Source organism: Piscinibacterium candidicorallinum (assembly GCF_047549485.1).
Classification (GTDB): domain Bacteria; phylum Pseudomonadota; class Gammaproteobacteria; order Burkholderiales; family Burkholderiaceae_C; genus Piscinibacterium; species Piscinibacterium candidicorallinum.
In genome coordinates, this window is sequence record NZ_CP180191.1 from 940,600 (window position 1) to 961,017 (window position 20,418).

A 20,418-nucleotide genomic window follows, 5' to 3' on the forward strand; every position below is an offset into this window, starting at 1 on the left:
CAACGCACCGCATCCGTATTGCAGTTCTCTGCGTCTCACGCCCGCGGGCTGTGGCCGGAGCGTTTAGTAGAGGAAGAGGAGCCTCAAGATGGCCTTGAAACTGGGTGGACTGTTTGGCGGCAAGAAGGCCAAGGCTGAGTTTGCCGACGATCCGCAGATGAATGCGCCGGATGTCGACGCAGGCGCTGCGGCGCTGGCGGCCCCGACTGTCATGCAGATCCCGGCCGACGTGCCGAACGATCCCGAGTTCCAGCCCGACGAGACGCAGACCATGCGCGCCGCGACCGATGATCGCTTGGCGTTCAAGCTGCCGATGATCGGGCATCTCCCGATTGCACGTCAGATCCGCATCCTGACCGCGGTGCTGGTGGGTTCGCTGGTGGTCGGCATCCTCACGGTGCTGATTGACGGTGCGTTTGCCAACAACAACGCCGGCCACATTCAGATGACGGTGGATGCGCAGGTGCAGTCGCAGCGACTGGCCAAGGCGGTTAAGGGCGCCGTGGTGGGTAGCGCGGCCTCTTTCGCCGAAGTGCAGGAGGCTCGCGACCAGCTCAAGGATGCGCTGAGCGTCCTGACCAATGGTGGCGACTTCAAGGGCAACAACTACGCCAGCGCTCCTGGCAGCGTGGCGGCGACGCTGGCCAAGGTCAACGAGGATTGGAAGCGAAGCGAAGAAGGCGCCACGACCATTCTGGGTCAGAAGGAGCCCCTGTCGAACTTCGGTAACTTCCTGCGCGTCATCAACGAGAGCAACCCGCAGCTGCTTGAACTGACCGAACAAATCTCGGCTCTCAAGCTTTCTTCCGGCGCCAGCGCGCGCGAAATTTCTGCCTCCGGCCAGCTGGTGATGTTGACGCAGCGTCTGGCGAAGAATGCCAATGAACTTGTGTCTGGCGAAACGGTGAACCCGGAAACCGCCTTCCTGCTGGGCAAGGACACCAACACCTTCCGCGATCTGCTGGATGGCCTGCTCTCCGGCAGTGATGTATTACGCCTGCCCGCAGCACCCGCTGGCAGCGAAGTCCAACAACGCTTGACCGAGCTGAAGAAGGCCTTCGAACAGTTCCAGGGCAGCGTGGGCGGCATTCTGTCCAACCTGCAGCGGATCGTGCAGGCCAAGCAGGCCGAGAGCCTGGTGTTCCGCGAGAGCGAAACACTGCGCAAGGATCTCGTCACTCTGGAAGAAGAGCTGCGCGGTGCCACCAACCGTCGTCTGTTGCACTACACCATCATGCTGCTCTGCGCCTTCCTGGTGCTGGGTGCTGCGGCTGGCATTGCCAAGCTGTTCCTTGATGACAGCCGCGAGCGCGCAACCGAAGCTGAGCGCCAGCGACTCGCCGCCGAAGAGCAGGAGCAGGAAGCCAAGCGCCTGAACGACCAGAACCAGGCGGCCATTCTGCGTCTGATGAACGAACTGCAGGAAGTGGCCGACGGCGACTTGACTGTGCAGGCCACCGTGTCCGAGGACATCACCGGCGCCATCGCCGACTCGGTGAACTACACCGTGGAAGAACTGCGTGGCCTGGTGGGCCGAGTGTCTTCGGCCGCACAGCTCGTGGCCGACGCATCCGGTCAGGCGCGCGAAACCTCGATGCAGCTGCTGCAGGCCTCCGAAGAACAGGCTCGCGAGATCCGCTCCACGGGTGATGACGTGCTGCGCATGACCACCGACATTCAGGCGGTGTCGCGCCGTGCGTCGGATACAGCGGATGTGGCCCGCCGCTCGCTGTCAGCGGCCGAAGACGGCCAGAAGGCGGTGGAAAACTCCATCGCCGGCATGAACGAAATCCGAGACCAGATCCAGGAAACCGCAAAACGGATCAAGCGACTGGGCGAATCGTCCCAGGAGATCGGTGAAATCGTGGAACTGATCTCGGACATTACCGAACAGACCAACGTGCTCGCCTTGAACGCTGCCATCCAGGCAGCCTCCGCCGGTGAAGCAGGTCGCGGATTCTCGGTGGTTGCCGAAGAAGTGCAGCGACTGGCCGAACGTTCCGCGGAAGCCACCAAGCAGATTGCTGCGCTGGTGCGCACCATTCAGACCGACACGCAGGACGCTGTGGCCGCCATGGAAAAGTCCACGCAGGGTGTGGTCGAAGGAGCAAAGCTTTCCGACGCCGCCGGCCACGCGCTTCAGGACATCGGTCAGGTGTCCAAGGAACTGGCCGAACTGATTACCGACATCTCGCGCTCCACGGAGCAGCAGGCTGTTCAGGCCGCTGGTGTGTCCCAGTCGATCACCAAGATTCTGGCGGTGACCGAGCAGACGTCCAAGGGTACGCAGCAGACGGCGGGCTCGATTGGCCAGCTGTCCGAACTGGCCTTGCAGCTGAAGAACTCGGTGTCCCGATTCAAGACGACGGCCTGATGCCTGAACCGCGCTGCGGCAAACGCCGCGGCCGCATGCTCTCGATATGTTGGGGGGATCGATGAAGACCGTCGACACCGCGCCGCTTTCTTGGATCTTCCCGGAAGTGCGCACCGTGGCCAGCGAAGCGCAGGAAGCGCTGGGCAAGTACCGCGCGCAGCGCAATGACAGCGGCAGTCTGGCGCTTGCCATCAACCGCGTGCACCAGTTTCACGGTGCGCTGCAGATGCTGGACATCGAGGGGCTTTCGACGCTGTCCGAAGCCGTCGAGTCGCTGCTGGCCCAATTTGAGGCAGAGCCGGATCACGCCACGCCCGCCGCACTTGACGCCGTTGACGACAGTCTGACCGCCATCGTCGCGTATTGCGAAGAGCTGCTTGCCGGCGGTGCGCACGAACCGCTGCGCCTGTATCCGTATCTTCGCGATGTGTTGAGCGCCCGCAATGCAGAGCGGGTGCACGCGGCCGATCTGTTTTTCCCCGATCTGTCTGCTCGCATCCTCCCTGCGGAGAACGCCGCACTGGATGAGGCCACCGTGCAGCCGACCCTGAAGGCCGCACGTCGTCGCTACGAGTTGTCTCTACTTCAGCTGCTGCAGGATCAGGCGACCCCAGCCACGTGGAAGGAAATGGCCGCTGCGCTGGCTACCGTTGCCCAGACGCAGCGCTCGCCACAGCACCACACGTTCTGGACAGTGCTCACCGCGCTGGCCGCGGCTCGCGAGACTGCGCCGGGGGCCGAACGCGATCTGAACCTCAAGCGTCTGGCTGCCCGCGTGAATCTGCAGGTCAAGCGACTGGTCGACGGCTCACCTCAGGTGGCCGAGCGCTTGATGAAGGATGCCTTGTTCTACGTGGCCAAGGCGCCCGCGGCCACCCCCATCGTCGCACAGGTCCAGCAGGTCTTTTCGCTCGAGAAAGCCGTGCCACGCGACTACGAAACCAGTCGCTTCGTACGGATTGACCGCGACATCCTCGCCAGTGCCAAGGAGAAGGTGGCGCAGATCAAGGGCATCTGGAATCAGGCCGCAGGCAGTCGTGATGCCGAACCTGGCGGGCTGGCCGCACGCGGACAGTTCGAAACGCTGGAGCAGTTCTCGCGGCAGGCCAAGGATCTGGGCGGCTTGCTCGAGCGGCTGCGTCAGGCGAGTGCCGAAAGTCTTGCCGCAGTCATGGGCGCCACGGCCATGCGCTGCGCTGCCGACGGCCGCGTGCCGGACGATGTACTGGGCCTTGAGGTCGCCAGCGGCATCCTGTATCTGGAGTTGCTGCTCGGGTCGATCCACAGTCCGGATCCGCGGCGTGACGAACGCATCGCGGCGCTCATCCGGCGCATCGAGGCTGCTGCCGGTGGCCAGGATCCTGGCCCGATGGAGACTTGGCTCAACGAGATCGCCCGGCGCGAGCAGGACCGCTCCACGTTCCAGTCGCTGACGACCGAGTTGTCTGCCCAGCTGGGCGCGGTTGAAAAGAATCTGGACCAATACTTCCGCAACCCGGCCGACAAGTCGCCCCTGAACGGCAACGACTCGCCGCTGGCGCAGGTTGAAGGTGCGCTTGGCGTGCTCGGCATGCCCGAGGCCGCAAAGGCCGTCGCAAGCATCCGCAATACGCTTCGGGAATTCACGCTTCCCGAGGCCGAGCCGTCAGAGAGCGATTTCACGCGCCTCGCCGAGAACTATGGTCGGCTGACACTTGCTGTTGAGGCTTTCCTGCGCGACCCCGAGGGCAATCGTGATCGGTACGCCTTTGATGCCGCATCCCAGGGCCTCGTCGAGCGCGCTGAAGACACCGCATCAGCCTCGCGCGAAGCGACCAGCGTGCTGGTTGCCGAGCCCATCGCACCCGCGATGGCCGAACTCTCGCTGGTTGAGCCCGAGGAGAGCCTCGAGCAGGTGATCCAGGGACATCAAAAAAAAACAGTTGAGCTGATTGGTGCCCTGCAGGAAAGCCCGCAGGACGAGTCCATCAAGGCAGAGCTTCGCGATTCCCTGATTGCCATGCGTGACGGCGCGGCGATCATCGACGAGCCTTCGCTAGTCTCACATACCAGCAAGGCCTTGGCCGCGCTGTCACCAAGCGGTGACGTGTCCGCGCTCACCACGCTTGCACAAGCGCTCGACGAAACGCCAAGTGCCACTGCACCGCCGCCGCTGCAGCCGGTGCCAGAATCAGAAGAAGCCATCGATGCCGAGCTTCTGGGCATCTTCATCGAAGAAGCCCGCGAAGTTCTTGACACCATAGGAGCCGCGATCCCGCAGGCGGAAGCGAGCCCGTCCGACCAGGGCGTGCTCACGACCTTGCGTCGCGGTTTTCACACGCTCAAGGGTTCGGGGCGCATGGTCGGCCTCGACAATCTCGGTGAAGCGTCGTGGGCCATCGAGCAGTTGATGAACCACTGGCTCGCAGAAGGCATGGCTGCAACGCCGGAGCTCCTGCGCCTGATCACGACCTCTGCGCATGAGCTGCGTGCTTGGGTGGACGAGATCGATAGCACGGGTCGCTCATGGCGCAAGCCTGAGGCGTTCCAGACCGCGGCTGCAGCCTTGCGCAATGAGGGTGTGTATCGCTGGACTGGCGCCAGCGAAGCTGCTGTACCGCTGGCGCAAACCGTCGAAGCGACTGAGGACATGCTCCCGACGCTGGATCTCACACTAGACCTGCCGGGCGCCGAGTCGAGTCCCACAGACACTTCCGAGCCCGCACTTGAGACAGCCGAGGCTGTCGAAGTGCCGCTGGTCCCGGACTTTGATCTGAGCCTGCCGGATCTTGATCTGCCTCAGTCCGTACCCGCTTCAGCGGCAGATGCGCCGCTCGATCTCGCGCTGGATCTCGATCTGGATCTTGGCGAGCCGATCTCCGCTGCGCCTGTGTCCGTGGTCGATCTGCCGCTGGAACCGTCCAGTCAAGGCGAGGCTGTTGCGCCCGCCGAGTTGGACGCCGCTGCGGCCGAAGATGTGAAGCAGATCGGTCCAGTCACGATCAGCGTTCCCCTGTTCAACATCTACACCGCCGAGGCCGACGAGAACCTGCGCCGGCTCAGCCAGGACTTTGCCGAGTGGTCGCATGAGCAAGAGCGGCCAGTTTCAGAACTCGCGCTGCGTCTTGCGCATACGCTGGCAGGAAGTGCTGCCACCGTCGGTGCGCGCACCATTCAAACGGTGGCGGGCCAACTCGAAGATCTGCTGCTTGTTGCCAAGCGCACACAGCGCACGTTCGACTCAGCAGGACACGCCGCGTTGGAGACGATCGCGGGCGAACTGGTGGCGATGCAACGCAGCTTTGCTTCCGGTGAATATCCGCCGGTCAGCACGCTGGCCGTTGCCTTGCTGGATGGCCTGGCCCACGTGGACGAAGTCGATCTTCCGGACCCGGTTTCCGACGTTGCGCTGGAGGCTCCGGTAATCGAGTCTGCAGCAGTGATTGACTTGGCGGATTCCGCGCAAGTCGGTGAGATCGACTTGCTGCTGGGTGATGACATCGTCGCCGAAGCACCGAGTGAGCCCGCTGAACTGCTCGAGCCCGTTGACGCGCTCGAATCGATCGACCCGCCTATGGCGCTTCCTGTCGATGCCCTGCCTGCTCTCGAGGAGCCGCCAGTCGTTGTCGAGAGCGAAGCGCTGCCGGTGACCGAACCGATTCCGGTGTCAGCGCCGGCCATCGAAGCCTCGCCCCCAGCCGCCGAACGACCGGTTATCCCTGTGACTGAAGTTCGGGGCCCGGTCGCTGCCGTCGACATGGCGCTGCTTCCTGACGTGGGCATCCGTGACGAGATCGAACCTGAGCTGTTCGAGATCTTCTCTCTTGAAGCACACGAACAGTTCCCTCAGCTCAGCGATGGCCTGCGTGCCTGGCGTGCACAGCCGACCGCCGAGCAACATCCTGCCTCGCTTCTTCGTACCCTGCACACGCTGAAGGGCAGTGCGCGGATGGCGGGTGCGCTGCGCGTCGGTCAGTCGGCACACGAGATGGAAACTCGCATCGAGCATGCCGTTGCGAGTGGCGACCACAGTGACGCGCTGTTTGACGAGCTTGAGCGCCGAAACGACCGCATGCAGCTGGTCTTTGAAGTCACCAGCGGCAACCGCCCGGAGGCCGACCTGCTGGCCGATGCCGAGCGCGCCGAGCAAGACGCAGCCACGGTGGCAACGCCCGTCGAACCCCCTGCCGCTGCCTCCGAGGTGCAGTCCGCCGCGGCGAACGTCATCAACTTCCCCGTGCGCGCGCCGGTGGCCCCCATCACGGCACCGGCGACGCCGCCTGCGACTGCGGCTGCAGCCGAAGCTGGCGGTGCGCTGGTTCGCGTCCGTGCAGACATTCTTGACCGACTGGTCAACCAGGCCGGTGAAGTCGCGATCGCGCGGACCCGCGTGGAAGCGGAAGTCGTGGGTATCCGAAATGCACTCGGCGAACTGACGGAAAACGTCAGCCGTCTGCGTACTCAACTGCGCGAACTCGAGATTCAGGCCGAGTCGCAGATTGAATCGCGCCTTGAGCAGCAGCGTCTCGATGCCGGCTTCGACCCGCTTGAATTCGACCGGTTTACGCGCCTGCAGGAACTGACCCGCCTCATCGCAGAATCTGTGAATGACGTGCAGACCGTGCAGCAGAACTTGGGCCGCTCACTTGTCGAAGCGGACCGTGACCTACTCAATCAGGCCCGACTGACCCGCGATCTGACGCAGGACCTCATGCGCGTACGCATGGTGCCCTTCGACAGCGTCTCCAACCGCCTGTATCGCGTGGTGCGTCAGGCGGGCCGGGATACGGGTAAGCGCGTCGCGCTGGATATCCGCGGTGCAGGCAATGAAGTGGACCGCGCGGTGCTGGAGCGCATGGTCGGCCCGTTCGAGCATTTGCTGCGCAACGCCGTGGCGCACGGTGTCGAGTCTGCCGAGCGCCGTGTTGCGAGCGGCAAGAGCGAGCAGGGCAACATCCAGGTGGATGTGCGCCAGGAAGGCAATGAAATCCGCATCACGTTCAGTGACGACGGCGCCGGTCTGAACCTGCCGCGCATCCGCGAGCGTGGTGTGGAGCGTGGTCTGCTCGCCGCCGACGCATCGGTCAGTGACACCGAGCTGACCGAGCTGATCTTCCAACCGGGCTTCTCCACCGCCACCGAGCTCACCGAGCTGGCCGGACGCGGCGTGGGCATGGACGTGGTCCGCGCGGAGACCGCTTCGCTGGGCGGCCGCATCTCGGTCAGTACGGATGCCGGCAAGGGCACGCAGTTCACCATCTTCCTGCCTCTGACGCTTGCTGTGACTCAGGTTGTGCTGGTGCGTGTGGGCAGCCACACCGTGGCCTTGCCTGCGGTGCTGGTGTCCGAGGTGCAGCAGCTGAAGGCGGCCGCGCTGGCTGCGGCCTACAACGAAGGCCAGGTGCTCTCGCGCGGCAAGCCTGTGGCGATGCACTACCTTGCACAGCTGATGGCGCTCGATGATGCGACGCCGGCTGCGCAGCGCTATTCGCCCGTGGTCGTGCTCGCGCAAGGCGATGAGCGCACAGCCATTCACGTGGACGAAGTGATCGGCACCCGCGAAGTGGTGGTGAAGAACATCGGCCCGCAGCTGGCACGTGTGATCGGCATTTCCGGTGCAACCGTGCTCGGCTCCGGTGAGGTGGTGCTGATCATCAACCCGCTGCCGATGGCTCAGCGCTTCGGTCATGCAGCAACAGCGCCCCACCCCTCGGCACCGCAAGATGCCGTCGTGGGCGGCGCCGTAGCCGAAATCGTGGGCGGTCGCGCTGCAGCTTCGGAGCCTTCGCAAGGCCTGCGCACGCTGCCTGTGGTCATGGTGGTAGACGACTCGCTCACGGTGCGTCGCGTGACCCAGCGCCTGCTCTCGCGCGAAGGCTTCCAGGTCGTGCTCGCCAAGGACGGCGTGGACGCGCTGCGCCAGCTGCAGGATGTGACGCCGGACGTGATGCTGGTGGACATCGAAATGCCGCGTATGGACGGCTTCGACCTGACGCGCAATGTCCGCGGTGACGCCCGCTACACCGAGCTGCCGATCATCATGATCACCTCGCGCACTGCGGACAAGCACCGCAACTTTGCGATGGAGCTGGGTGTGAACGTGTTCCTCGGCAAGCCCTATCAGGACAACGAGTTGCTGGGCCACATCCGCGGCTTCTTGGGCAGCAAGGCACCACAGCCTGCCTGACAGGACGATCCTCAATAGACGGGGCGCCTCTGGCGCCCCGTTTTTGTTTGGGTTTTCTGCTTCAGACGTTACCGGTCCAGGGCATGATCTCGGCCAGATCTTCGTCGGACCGTAGTGGTTCATTGAAGCTCAGCGCGTTGTGCCACTGGCACAGCATGTGGCCGAACTGCGCTGGGCGCACGAATTCAGCGTGCACGGTAGCGCGCTCGCTGAGCGAGACCAGCATCATCAGGATGCAGCCGGGCAGGAAGGACAGTGCAAGGCGCATGGCAGTTGCGGCAAGGAATGGGCCTATTGTGGTGCGCTGAGATTCGGCAAATTCCCCGAATAAACCCGCTTTCACGCCTCAGATGCAGCTTCCATGCCCGATGCGGCCTTGACGACCGCAAACCGCTCCAGAGTTTTCTTGCGCGCCACATCGTGGTCGACGATCGGCCGCGGATAGTCCACGCCAAGATTCACGCCGGCGGCGCGCAGCAGCATGGGTTCCATCAGATGCGGAGCGTGGATGTTCTTGTCCGGCAGCCTCGCCAACTGGGGCAGGTAGCGGCGGATGAACCTGCCCTGGGCGTCGAACTTCTCGCTCTGACTGAAGGGGTTGAAGATGCGGAAATAGGGCTGCGCATCGCAGCCCGTGCTCGCCGCCCACTGCCAGCCGCCGTTGTTGGCAGCAAGGTCAAAGTCATTGAGCTTCTCGGCGAAATAGCGCTCGCCCCAGCGCCAGTCGATGCCCAGGTCCTTGGTCAGAAAACTGGCCACCACCATCCGAAGGCGGTTGTGCATGTAGCCGCTGGTATTCAGCTGGAGCATTGCGGCATCCACCAGCGGAAATCCCGTGCGGCCCTCGCACCAGGCAGCAAACTTGGCCTCATCCGCATCCCACACGATGCGGTCGTACTCCGGTTTGAAGGATTGGGTCACCACCCGCGGGTGGTGGAACAGGATCTGGTGATAGAAGTCCCGCCAGATCAGCTCCGCCAGCCAGCGCGAGGCGCCCTCCGTGCTGTCGGTCTGCACGCGCTGCCATGCAAAGCGTGCCAGTTCACGGATCGACACTGTGCCAAAGCGTAGGTGCACCGATAAGTAGGACGGCCCCTTGACCGCAGGAAAGTCGCGCGTGTCGTGGTACTGGCTGATGCGATCGCGAAATTCATCCACCAAGGCACGTGCCCCGGCCTCGCCAGGTGCAAGGCTCATGCGGAATTCCGCGTCAAAACCCATCGAGTCCATGCTCGGCAGCCCGCCGGCCACCGCTGCCGGCAGCGGCGCGACGCGATCCAGTGCCCGTTCACTTGGGTACGCCTTGAGCTGGTAGGCGTCCAGCTTCTTGAGCCAGGCATTCTTGTATGGGGTGAAGACCGAGAACGGCTTGCTGGCCCCGGTGAGCACCTCGTCGCGCTCGAAGATGACCTGGTCCTTGCTGGTGATCAGCTGGCGGCCTTCGCTGCGAAGCGTCTGTGCCACTGCGGCATCGCGCGCGATGGCCTGCGGCTCGTAATCGTGATTGGTGAAGACTGCATCGGCGCCCAGCTCGCGGGCCAGCATCGGAATGGCTTCGCATGCCCGCGCATGGCGGGCAATGAGCGCGCTGCCACGTTCGCGCAGCGCGGCGTCAACAGGCGCCAGGGACTCCCAGATGAAGACTACGCGCCGATCCTGCCGGGGCAGGCTGTCCAGAATGTCGCGGTCGAAGATGAATGCGACAAACAGGCGCCGGCATTGCTGCGCCGCGTGATACAGCGCGGCGTGGTCGCTCAGGCGCAGGTCGCGGCGCAGCCAGACCAGACCACAGTCAAATTGTTCAGATGGCATCGAAGCGCAGATCCTAAGACGAGTTTGCGCCTCCCTCCGGCCCTCCAGCCTTGCGTCCAATTTACCCGCACTAAACTGCGGCAAATGGACCTGACCGATCACTTCCTCATCAGCATGCCTGCGATGCAGGACCCGAACTTCTCGGGTGCGGTGATCTACATGTGCGAACACACGGAGAAGGGCGCGCTCGGGCTGGTCATCAACCGGCCCAGCACCCTGACCATCGGTGGTCTGTTCAGCAAGGTGGATCTGGACCTGCAGATCGAGGTGCTGCGCGACGAGGTGGTCTTCGTTGGCGGCCCGGTGCAGAACGAGCGCGGTTTCGTGCTCCACCAGCCCCAGTTCGCCTTCAATTCCTCGCTCAAGGTCGGTGGTGAGCGGGCGCTCACCACCTCACGCGACGTGCTGGAATCGATCGGCCGTGGCGATGGCCCCCACCAGATGCTGATCTCGCTGGGCTACTCCGGCTGGTCCGGCGGCCAGCTGGAAAAGGAGTTGGCCGAAAACGCCTGGCTCACGGTCAAGGCCGATCCCCGCGTGATCTTCGACATCCCGGTGGAAGAGCGCTACAGCGCCGCCATCGGGCTGCTGGGCATCAGCCCGGCGCAGCTGGCCAGCATTGCGGGGCACGCCTGATGGCGGGCAGTGTGTCCGCCGTCCCTCCCGCAGCTACCCCGTCCTCCGCGCTTTCCGGTTCGGGCATCGTGCTCGCGCTGGACTACGGCCTGGTGCGCACCGGGCTGGCCGTGGGCAACCTCATCACCCACACCGGCCGGCCGCTCAAGACCCTGCAGGCGCTCAACCGCACGATGCTTCTCGAGCAGCTGGCACCCATCATCAAGGAGTGGCAGCCGCAGACCCTCGTGCTCGGCCTGCCCACCCACCCGGATGGGGCCGAACACGAAATGACCCGCGCTACGCGCAACCTCGCGGGCAAGCTGCGCCGCTTCGGTGTGCCCGTGGTGCTGGTGGACGAGCGCTATTCTTCCGTCGAGGGTGGGCATGACGACGCACAAGCCGCGGCGGTGATCCTGGAGCGCTACTTCGCGCAGCTGCTCAATCCCGCTGTGGATTCGCCGCCCGCCGACGCCGAACCCGCCAACGACTCCGCACCACCGGACGCGACATGACGCTGCCCGACTTCGACATTGCCTACGGACGCCTGCTGGCTGCCCTGCGCGCCCGGCCTGACCTGCCAGACGCGCTGATGATCGGCATCCACTCCGGTGGCTACTGGCTGGCCCAGAAGCTGCATGCCGACCTCGGTCTGACCACGCCGCTGGGCGCGCTGAACGTGGCCTTCTACCGGGACGACTTCGACCGCATCGGCCTGCATCCGCAGACCGCACCCACCCAGATTCCGGTGCCCACCGACAAGCGCGTGGTCTGGCTGGTGGACGATGTGCTCAACACCGGCCGAACCCTGCGCGGCGCCATGAACGAGCTGTTCGACTACGGCCGCCCGGACGCCATTCGTCTGGCCGTGCTGCTGGACCGCGGCGGGCGCGAGCTGCCCGTGGCGCCGGACGCCAGCGGCGGCACGATCGAGTTGCCCAGCCACCAACACATCAAGCTCCAGCGCAATGACGCCGGAAATCTCAGCCTGACTCTGGAGGACCGCAGCTGATGCTGTCCAAGCGACACCCGCAACTCAACAAGAACGGTGAGCTGATTCACCTGCTCACGCTCGAGGGCCTGTCCCGCGCGCATCTCAACCAGATTCTCGACACCGCCGCCAGTTTCGTGACCGTGGGCGATCAGGAGGTGAAGAAGCTGCCGATCCTGCGCGGCAAGAGCGTCTTCAATCTGTTCTTCGAGAACTCCACGCGCACCCGCACCACCTTCGAGATCGCCGCCAAGCGCCTGAGCGCGGACGTGTTCAACCTCGACATCCAGCGCAGCTCCACGGCCAAGGGCGAGACCATGCTCGACACCATCGCCAACCTGTCGGCCATGCAGGCCGACATGTTCGTGGTGCGGCACTCCAGCTCCGGCGCGCCCTTCCTGATCGCCGAGCATGTGGCCCCGCATGTGCATGTGGTGAATGCCGGAGACGGCCGACACGCGCACCCCACGCAAGGCCTGCTGGACATGTACACGATCCGCCACTTCATGGCGAGGCGCGGCAAGCAGTTCACGGATCTGCGCGTGGCCATCGTCGGCGACATCCTGCACAGCCGCGTGGCGCGCAGCGACATCCATGCCCTGTCCACGCTCGGCGTGCCCGAGATCCGTGCTGTCGGCCCGCTCACGCTGCTGCCCGGCGGCCTGGAAGAGATGGGCGTGCGCGTGTTCTCCAAGATGGATGACGGCATCAAGGACGCTGACGTCATCATCATGCTGCGCCTGCAGAACGAGCGCATGAAGGGCGCGCTGCTGCCCAGCGCCCAGGAATACTTCGAGCACTACGGGCTGACCCGTGAACGACTCGCGCTCGCTGCGCCGGGGGCGATCGTCATGCATCCGGGGCCGATGAACCGCGGTGTGGAAATCGCCTCCGAGGTGGCGGACGGCCCGCAGGCCGTGATCCTCGACCAGGTCACCTTCGGCATTGCCGTGCGGATGGCCGTGATGAGCCTCGTGGCAGGGAACAAGGCATGAAGATCCAGATCAAGGGCGGCCATCTGATCGACCCCGCATCCGGCCTGGATGTGGTCAAGGACCTGTTCATCGCCGCCGGGCGCGTGGTGGGTGTGGGCGAGGCGCCAGCCGGATTCAGTGCGAACCGCAGCATCGATGCGAGTGGCCTGACGGTGCTGCCGGGTCTGGTGGATCTCTCCGTGCGCCTGAAGGACAGCGGCTGGGGTGATGCGTCCGGAAACAGCGAACTGCGAGCTGCGGCTGCCGGCGGCGTGACGCGCGTGGTCTGCCCGCCGGACACCGACCCCATCCTGGACGAACCCGGCCTGGTGGACCGCCTCACCTACCGCATGCGCCAAGGTCATGGCGTGCAGGTGCACCCGCTCGGTGCGCTCACGCTCGGCCTGAAGGGCGAGACGATTGCCGAGATGGCGCAGCTGCGCGAAGCCGGTTGTGTGGGCATCTCCCAGGCCGACGAGCCAGTGGCCGATGCCACGGTGCTGCAGCGCGCGCTGCAGTACGCACTCACGCACGGCCTCACGGTCTGGCTGCGGCCGCTGGAAGCCAACTTGTCACGCGGCGGCGTGGCGGCCAGCGGGGCGCTCGCGTCCCGTCTGGGCCTGAGTGGCGTACCGGTGGCGGCGGAATCCATCGCGCTGCTGACCCTGTTTGAACTGCTGCGTGGCACGCCCTGCCGCGTGCACATCACGCGGCTTTCGACCGCGCGCGGCGTGGAGTTGGTGCGTCAGGCCAAGCGCGAAGGCCTGCCCGTGAGCTGTGATGTCTCGGTGCACAACCTGCACCTGACCGAAGCCGACATCGGCTTCTTCAACCCGATGTACCGACTAGACCCGCCCCTACGCACCCAGCGCGACCGCGACGCGCTGCTGGCGGGCCTGGCGGACGGCACGATCGACGCAGTGTGTTCGGACCACCGTCCCGTGGCTGACGACGACAAGACTCTGCCTTTCGGCGAAGCCGTGCCTGGCGCCAGCGGCGTGGAACATCTGCTGCCGCTCATGCTCAAGTGGGCGCATGCGCATCAGCGCCCCCTGGCCGACGTGGTGCGCCTGATCGCCGGCAACCCGGCACGCATTGCCGGGGTGAACGGCGGCTCGCTGCGCGTGGGTGAGCAGGCGGATCTCTGCGTCCTCGACACCCGCGCCATGCAGTTGGTCAGCCGCGAGACCATGGTGTCGGCCAGCCGCGCCACACCCTGGCTGGGCTACGAGCTGCCCGGCGCCGTGCGCGCCACGCTGGTGGCCGGCCAGGTGGTCTGGGAGCGCACGGCCAGCGGCGAGCCGGCCGCCAGCCCCTTGGCTTGAAGCGGGCGGGCGCATCGTGCTGACCTGGGTCAGACTCATCACGCACCTGCTGGGCGGCTGGTTCACCTCGGCCGTGCGATTTCCCAAGCTCGATGCCGCCGGGCGCGACCATGAGGTGCGCCGCTGGACGCAGGGGCTGCTGTCCATCCTGCGCATCCAGCACCGCGTGGAAGGCGCCTTGCCGGATGGCGCCTGCGCGATTGCGGCCAACCACATCAGCTGGCTGGACATCTTCATCATCTTTGCCGTGCGCCCCGTGAGTTTCGTCAGCAAGGCCGAGGCCGGACAGTGGCCGGTGGTCGGTACCCTGGTCAAGGCCGGCGGTACCGCCTTCATCGACCGCGGCAAGCGCCATGCCGTTCATGCCGTCATCCACAGCCTGATCGACAAGCTGCATGCCGGGCGCAGTGTGGCCTTCTTCCCGGAAGGCACCACCACCGATGGCGGTGGCCTGCTGCCCTTTCACGCCAACCTGTTCGAGGCCGCACGCCGCGCACCGGCGCCGGTGGTGCCCATCACCATCCGCTACCGCCTGCGCGGCGCACGCTGCGAGGCCGCTGCCTACATCGGCGAGCTGACCCTGGTGCAGTCGATCAGCCAGCTGATCAAGAACCCCGGCATCGAAGCCGAGGTCATCATCCACCCCGCCATTGATCCCGACGAGAACACCACCCGCCACCAGCTGGCCGAGCGGGTGCGCGATGTGATCGGCAGCCGGCTGTAGGCGGCGAGCTCCCGCGCATCTGGACGGGGGTGCGGCCGAGCAGATTGCGGCGCCTGCGCAGACGGGGTCCTCGCTGAATCTGTCTCAATATTTAAATCATTTTCGGACATAAGTCTAGTGTCCACAGAAATGCCAGTTATCGCGCACCCAGTGCGGGAAGTGGCATATTCTGCAAATAGAAATCATCCTTTTTCGGACTGATTTTCATCACTGGAGGCATGGGCCGCGCGCACCCCCCGCTGCAACCCGCGCCAGCGTGCCTCCCGCGAGCACGGCATTGATGCCGTCATGTTCAGCGCCCAGACTGCCTGCACCGCACGCAGGGAGCCCGTCATGCGCATTGCCATCCAGTACACGCCCGAAACCCTGGCCATGGGCGACAAGCCCAGCTTCGTCTCCGCCACCGACGGCGACACCCCCACCATCCAGACACCCATCCGCATGCTCGGCATGGACGCCCCCGAGCTGCACTACGGCGGCGCCACGGAATCCAACCCCGGCAAGTTCGACGCGGCGTTTGCCGGGTTTCTGGCCGGCAAGGGCAAGTCACTTGACGCTGGCCTGAAAGCGCACCTGGCCGAGCGGCTGGACGGCTCGGCGAGCACCCGCCACATCGAAGCCGGCGCCGCCGCCTTCGCCCACTATCAGGCCATGGTGCAGGAGCGCCTGGAGCGCGTGAGCGAATCCACCGGCAAGCCGCTCACCCCGCGCAAGCTCTTCACCATGGTGTCCAGCGACGTGTTCGACAAGTACGGCCGCATGCTTGCCTACGTGGCGCCCGCCTACACCAAGGAAGAGCGCGAGGCCATCCCGCCGGCCAAGCGCCCCAGCTTCAACCTGCAGATGATGCAGGACGGCCACGCCACCTCGCTCATCATCTACCCCAACATCCCCAAGCCGGCCGACCTCGAACTGGTCTTCAAGGCCATGAAGACCGCCCGCGCCAAGCGCCGCGGCCTGTGGAAGTCCGCCAAGCCCGTGCTGCACGGCTTCGAGTTCCGCTGGATCGTCGACACCCTCAACGGCAAGCGCAGCGGCCCCGACCGCTTCTGCGGCGACTTCACCACCGGCAAGCTCTACCTGCCGCAGCACTACTACAAGGTCCCGCCGGAGGCGCGCATGTGGTTCATGCAGGCCGATGCCGGCGACGCCATGGCCCTGGGGTTTGAGTTGCAGACAGGGTGAGCGCGCGGTTCTGGGGCCCGCGCTCGAAGGGCGAGATCGGCTCCTTGTGCGGCTTTCCAGGCCAAAGTGGCTGGAAAGCCGCATGGGACAAGCGGGAAGACTTCGCTGAGTCAGCAGCCGAGCTCGTACAGCACATCCGGGCAGCCCTCCTCGTTGCCGCTCCCATCGCCAAACTCGATGGCCACAAAGTCGTGGCGTTCGTAGAAGCGCCGGGCGCCTGTGTTCTGCGCGAAGGTGTAGAGCCGCACCGGTCGGGGCAGGTCGCGTAAAGCTGCAGCGAGCAAGGCGCTGCCGATGCCTTGGCCGACGACGTCGGGGTCCAGGTACAGGTGGTCGATCCACGCCTGCGCCGCGCCGCCGGGCGCGGGCGTTTCGATGCTGGTCGCGCAGAAGCCGAGTACGCGCCCATGCGCCACCGCGACTCGCGCCCCGCCGGCCGGCAGCAGCACAGTGGCGATCCACAAGCGCACGTCGTAGTCCGGATGCGCCAGCGGTGCAAACGCCACATGCGTGCGGCGCGAGGCGAGGTAGATGTCGGCGATCGCATCCGAATCGGCAGGCGTTGCATTGCGGATTCGGACATCCAATGTGTCTGTCTGCAGGTCGTCGGTCATGAGTGTCGATAGCAGTAGCGGGTCCAGCTTCTTGATGGTGCTCTCCAGCTTCCGGTCGTACCAGCGATCGTTCGGGTCCAGGCCTCGGCGCGACTTGCGCTCGTACTCATCAATGAACTGCCCCATCGCCAGCGCCATCCGTTTGAGTTGTCGGGGGGTAGTCATCAGTGGCCACGCCCCTTCAGCTTCATGTAGGCCCGGGTGGACTTGCTGATTGCTGTCCACCGGGCGCGTTCAGCCTGCCGTTGCAGAGGTGTGCGCGTTTCGCGCGCGGCTTCGCGCAGCAGCTTGTGATAGTTCAGCAGCCGGTCGGCGGGCAGGGCGGCGCGCACGGCGCAGCCGGGTTCGTCCTTGTGCTCGCAGTCGCGGAAGCGGCAGTGCAGGGCGAGCTGGGCCACATCCTCGAAGCTTGCGGCCACGTCCTCGGCGTCGGCATCGGGGGCCAGTGACCGCAGGCCGGGGGTGTCGATGATGCAGCCGCCCAGACCGAGCGCCACGCTGGTGAGGTGCAGGCTGCGTGCGGTGGTGGTGTGCCGGCCGCGTGAGTCGTCCGCGCGGTTGGCGCCGGTGTCCTGTGTGGCGCTGCCCGTCAAGGTGTTGGTGAGCGTGGACTTGCCGGCGCCGCTGGACCCCATGAGCACGGCGGTCTGGGACAGGCCCAGCCAGGGGGCGAGGCGTGCGCAGACGTTGGCGTCGCGGCCGTCCACCGCCAACACCTCCACATGGCCGGGCACGCGGGTGCGGATGGCGTCGATGGCCTCATCGGCCGGATGTACCGGCGCGTCGGCCTTGGTGAGCACGATGACCGGCGTGATCTGGCTGGTGTGCGCGATGGCGAGATAGCGCTCCAGGCGGCGCAGGTTGAAGTCGTGGTCCAGGCCCATGACGATCAGCAGGCAGTCGATGTTGGCAACCACCGTATGGCGTACGCCGTCGCGTCGGGTGATGCTGTTGTGCGGTGGCACCTGCGCGGCAATCCAGGGGGTGCTGTCGCCATCGGGCACGGCGGTGGCCACCCAGTCGCCCACGGCCAGGGAGCGCTGCGCGATCGCAAGGCGCTGCAGCAGCGCGGGCAGGGGGCGGGCGCTGAAGCTGCGCTCGCCGTCGTGCAGCACGGCCGTTTCGCGGTGGACTTCCACCACGCGGCAATACGGCCACTGGGTGTCGGCCGCGGGGTTCAAGGCAATCAGATCGCGCGCCATGGCCGGGTTCAGGCCCAGGCGCGCCAGTTTGGCAAAGTGTTCAGGGGTCATGTCGATTCAGAAACGGTGTGACTCTCGCTGCGCAGGTTCGACACGAAGCACAACGCTTCGGCCGCGCGCAGCCCTTGCCGCATGCCGATGCGGCGGTCAGTGACCGTCTTGGGGTGACGCCGCTTTCGCAAGGCGCAGCATCACGCCGCCGGCGCGGGCCGGCGCACGGGTGCGCAGTGCTTCAGCAGGAATTCAGGTGGGTGCAGACCGGCCTGGGCCGATCCATCCGGCACCCCGGCGCAGCTCAGCGAGCGCGCAGAACCCCAAGGCGGGCACGGGCGTGGGTGTGTGCAAGATCAGCCATGTCGTGCTCCTGAGAGTGGGGTTGAGGTGGGTGGCGTGTCACCACGCCAAAGCCGCATCGTCGCAGCGCACGCGTGGCGCGTCAATGCGGGGTGTTGCCATCAAGCATGGCCTCGCGATGCCGCTCAGGTGCCCAAAGCCTGCTTCAGCGCAGCCAGTTCGTCTTCCAGCGCCTGCACCCGCGCAGCGAGCACGCGCACCTGGTCGCGCAGCTCATCGTCACCGCTGCTGGGGCTTGTGGCCGCCGCTGGACCGGCCATCGGAAGGTCCGGCTCACCGCATAGCAAGTGCACCCAGCGGGCTTCACGTGCGCCCGGCGCCTTGGGCAGCAGCCGCACCAGCGCCTGCGGCGCAAAGGGCTGGGCGGTATCCATGCGCTCGGCCAGTTCATTGAGAAAGACCTCGGCACTGCCGGTGTCGGCAAAGCGGTGCAGGCGTTCGCTGTTGATGCGCAGCTCCGCCGCCGTCTGCGGCCCACGCAGCATCAGGGTGGCCAGCAGGGCCACGCTCTGACTCGGCATCTTGAGCGCCCGATCGGTGTTGTGGGCAAAGCGCATGACCTTCGCACCGCTGGATTCCGTCACCAGCGATAGGCTGCGCAACTCATCGAGCGCCTCCTGCACCTGCGCGTCGGTGAGGGACATGACCGGGTCGCGGCTGGTCTTCTGGTTGCAACCCGCTACCAGCGAGTTCAGCGAGAGCGGATAGGTGTCGGGCACAGTGCGCTCTTTCTCGATGAGCACACCCAGCACTCGGGCTTCGATGGCAGTCAGCAGTCTCATGCAGCGGATTATCTCGCCTGCGTCCGCCGCATCGACCGGTCGGCAATCAGTGCCGCCAGGCCACCTGCGGCTACCGCGCCCAGCAGGCCGGTGAAGCCCCAGGTAGGTGCCCACTTGAGCATGAGCCCGCCCAGCGCCGGGGCCAGCATGCCGCCCAGGGTGTAGCTCAGCACCAGCACCGAGGTACCGGAGACCAGCGCCGTACCCGTGTTGCGGGTGCCAATCTCGATCATGGCCAGGGTGTAGAGGGCGCCGCCCGCACTGCCCCAAAGGAACGCGATGCCCCAGGCCAGCCAGGTCGTGCTGGCGGCCAGCGGCAAGAGCAGCGTGCCCGCCAGTGTCACGGCTGCACAGCCGATGAACACTGCACGGCGCGAGATGCGATCAGCCAGCTCGCCCAGCGGCCACATCATCAGGGACGAGCCCAGGCCGCTGGCCGAGAGCAGCAGCGCAGCCGCCGCAGCCGTGAAGCCCAGCGCCAGCCCATACACAGGCAGCAGGCTCGTGATGCCGCTTTCAAAGAAGCCGCCCACGAAGCCCGCGATCATGATGACCGGAGCGGCTTTGACCGCGGTGAGGATGCCGCGCAGTCCAAGGTGGTGGTGGCCGTCGTGGGTGTCTGCAGCATGGACATGCGGCAAGTCCGGGACCAAGTAGGTGGCCAGCAGGCCGGCGCCGATCAGCGCGAGCGCAAGCCAGGGCGCCACGGGGTTGGCCGTGCCCACCCAGGCCAGCAGCGCCGGGCCGACCACGAAGGTGGTGCCCACCATCGTTTCAAACAGGCCGACAAAACGCCCGCGGCGATCAGGGGGGGCCAGTTCGGCCACGGTGGCCTCGGCCGCGATCCAGCGCAGCGATGAGGCCACGCCGGCCACGAAGTACAGACCGGCCCACAGCCATGGCGAATCGACCAGCGCGATCACCACGAACGCGGCAAAGGGCACGGCTGCAGAGACGATCAGAGACCGCCGCTTGCCGAGCTGATCCACCCAATGGCTTGCAAACGGTGTGGCCACGAGTACTCCAGCCCAGGCGGTCGCAGTGAACAAGCCGACCACATCGGGCCCGAGCCCGCGCCCTGCGAGCGTGAGCACCAGCAGCGGGCCAAACATGAAGTAGCCGGCCAGCTCCAGGAAGGTGGACAGGAAGATGCCCCACAGCCCGCGACGGCGCGTGTCTGCATTGAGCGCCTGTGCAGGCGCGGGAACGGACTGGATCTGCATGAGAGAGGCCGGGAGAGGCGTGCTGTTGTTTCTGTGCGCTCCCCGGTCATGCAGGGTGCGCTGTTTCAGGCAGTGTA

At 65.7% G+C, this 20,418-nt stretch carries 14 protein-coding genes and 1 pseudogene; 9 read left to right on the forward strand and 6 right to left on the reverse strand.

What is annotated here, in order from left to right:
- Nucleotides 1-157 precede the first annotated feature (157 nt).
- A complete protein-coding gene (locus ACMDW7_RS04265) occupies nt 158-2,374 on the forward strand; it encodes a methyl-accepting chemotaxis protein (RefSeq protein ID WP_377306138.1) in 2,217 nt (738 codons plus the stop codon).
- 61 nt (nt 2,375-2,435) lie between these two features.
- Nucleotides 2,436-8,540, forward strand: a complete 6,105-nt coding sequence (locus ACMDW7_RS04270) for an Hpt domain-containing protein (protein WP_377305270.1) — start codon at nt 2,436-2,438, stop codon at nt 8,538-8,540.
- 61 nt (nt 8,541-8,601) lie between these two features.
- On the opposite strand, the gene ACMDW7_RS04275 is transcribed toward ACMDW7_RS04270, so the two are convergent.
- A complete protein-coding gene (locus ACMDW7_RS04275; protein ID WP_377305269.1) occupies nt 8,602-8,808 on the reverse strand; it encodes a hypothetical protein in 207 nt (68 codons plus the stop codon).
- Between the two features lie 71 nt (nt 8,809-8,879).
- Entirely contained in the window at nt 8,880-10,352 is a 1,473-nt protein-coding gene (locus tag ACMDW7_RS04280) for a cryptochrome/photolyase family protein (RefSeq protein ID WP_377305267.1), read from the reverse strand.
- An 84-nt stretch (nt 10,353-10,436) separates the two neighbouring features.
- On the opposite strand from ACMDW7_RS04280, the gene ACMDW7_RS04285 reads away from it, so the two are divergent.
- From ACMDW7_RS04285 to ACMDW7_RS04315, 7 genes and pseudogenes are all read left to right on the forward strand, one after another.
- Nucleotides 10,437-10,988 carry a YqgE/AlgH family protein gene (locus ACMDW7_RS04285; protein ID WP_377305265.1) on the forward strand — a complete coding sequence of 184 codons (552 nt, stop codon included), beginning with the start codon at nt 10,437-10,439 and terminating at the stop codon, nt 10,986-10,988.
- 11 nt (nt 10,989-10,999) lie between these two features.
- The gene (gene ruvX / locus ACMDW7_RS04290) at nt 11,000-11,482 is read left to right on the forward strand and encodes a Holliday junction resolvase RuvX (protein ID WP_377305264.1); all 483 of its coding nucleotides are present in this window, start codon (nt 11,000-11,002) and stop codon (nt 11,480-11,482) included.
- Nucleotides 11,479-11,979: a bifunctional pyr operon transcriptional regulator/uracil phosphoribosyltransferase PyrR gene (pyrR, locus tag ACMDW7_RS04295; RefSeq protein WP_377305262.1), complete on the forward strand. Its 501-nt coding sequence runs from the start codon at nt 11,479-11,481 to the stop codon at nt 11,977-11,979. The genes ruvX and pyrR overlap by 4 nt, the downstream gene beginning before the upstream one ends.
- 8 nt (nt 11,980-11,987) lie before the next feature.
- Nucleotides 11,988-12,953 (forward strand): annotated as a pseudogene (locus ACMDW7_RS04300) (aspartate carbamoyltransferase catalytic subunit); the annotation flags it as partial.
- Nucleotides 12,950-14,257, forward strand: a complete 1,308-nt coding sequence (locus ACMDW7_RS04305) for a dihydroorotase (protein ID WP_377305260.1) — start codon at nt 12,950-12,952, stop codon at nt 14,255-14,257. The pseudogene ACMDW7_RS04300 and the gene ACMDW7_RS04305, both read left to right, overlap by 4 nt.
- 16 nt (nt 14,258-14,273) lie before the next feature.
- Nucleotides 14,274-14,981 (forward strand): lysophospholipid acyltransferase family protein, encoded by a 708-nt coding sequence (locus ACMDW7_RS04310; protein ID WP_377305258.1) that lies wholly within the window; start codon nt 14,274-14,276, stop codon nt 14,979-14,981.
- Nucleotides 14,982-15,314: 333 nt separating this feature from the next.
- Nucleotides 15,315-16,166, forward strand: a complete 852-nt coding sequence (locus tag ACMDW7_RS04315; RefSeq protein WP_377305256.1) for a thermonuclease family protein — start codon at nt 15,315-15,317, stop codon at nt 16,164-16,166.
- Between the two features lie 110 nt (nt 16,167-16,276).
- On the opposite strand, the gene ACMDW7_RS04320 is transcribed toward ACMDW7_RS04315, so the two are convergent.
- The 4 genes from ACMDW7_RS04320 to ACMDW7_RS04335 all read right to left on the reverse strand — a co-directional run bounded on the left by ACMDW7_RS04320 (nt 16,277) and on the right by ACMDW7_RS04335 (nt 20,341).
- Complete coding sequence (locus ACMDW7_RS04320; RefSeq protein WP_377305254.1) at nt 16,277-16,945, reverse strand: GNAT family N-acetyltransferase; 669 nt, start codon at nt 16,943-16,945, stop codon at nt 16,277-16,279.
- Nucleotides 16,945-18,033, reverse strand: coding sequence for a ribosome small subunit-dependent GTPase A (rsgA, locus tag ACMDW7_RS04325; RefSeq protein ID WP_377305252.1), 1,089 nt, complete (start codon nt 18,031-18,033; stop codon nt 16,945-16,947). Before rsgA ends, ACMDW7_RS04320 begins: the two co-directional genes overlap by 1 nt.
- 428 nt (nt 18,034-18,461) lie before the next feature.
- Nucleotides 18,462-19,118, reverse strand: a complete 657-nt coding sequence (locus ACMDW7_RS04330) for a YceH family protein (RefSeq protein ID WP_377305250.1) — start codon at nt 19,116-19,118, stop codon at nt 18,462-18,464.
- Nucleotides 19,119-19,126: 8 nt separating this feature from the next.
- Nucleotides 19,127-20,341: an MFS transporter gene (locus ACMDW7_RS04335; protein ID WP_377305248.1), complete on the reverse strand. Its 1,215-nt coding sequence runs from the start codon at nt 20,339-20,341 to the stop codon at nt 19,127-19,129.
- Between the last annotated feature and the right edge of the window lie 77 nt (nt 20,342-20,418).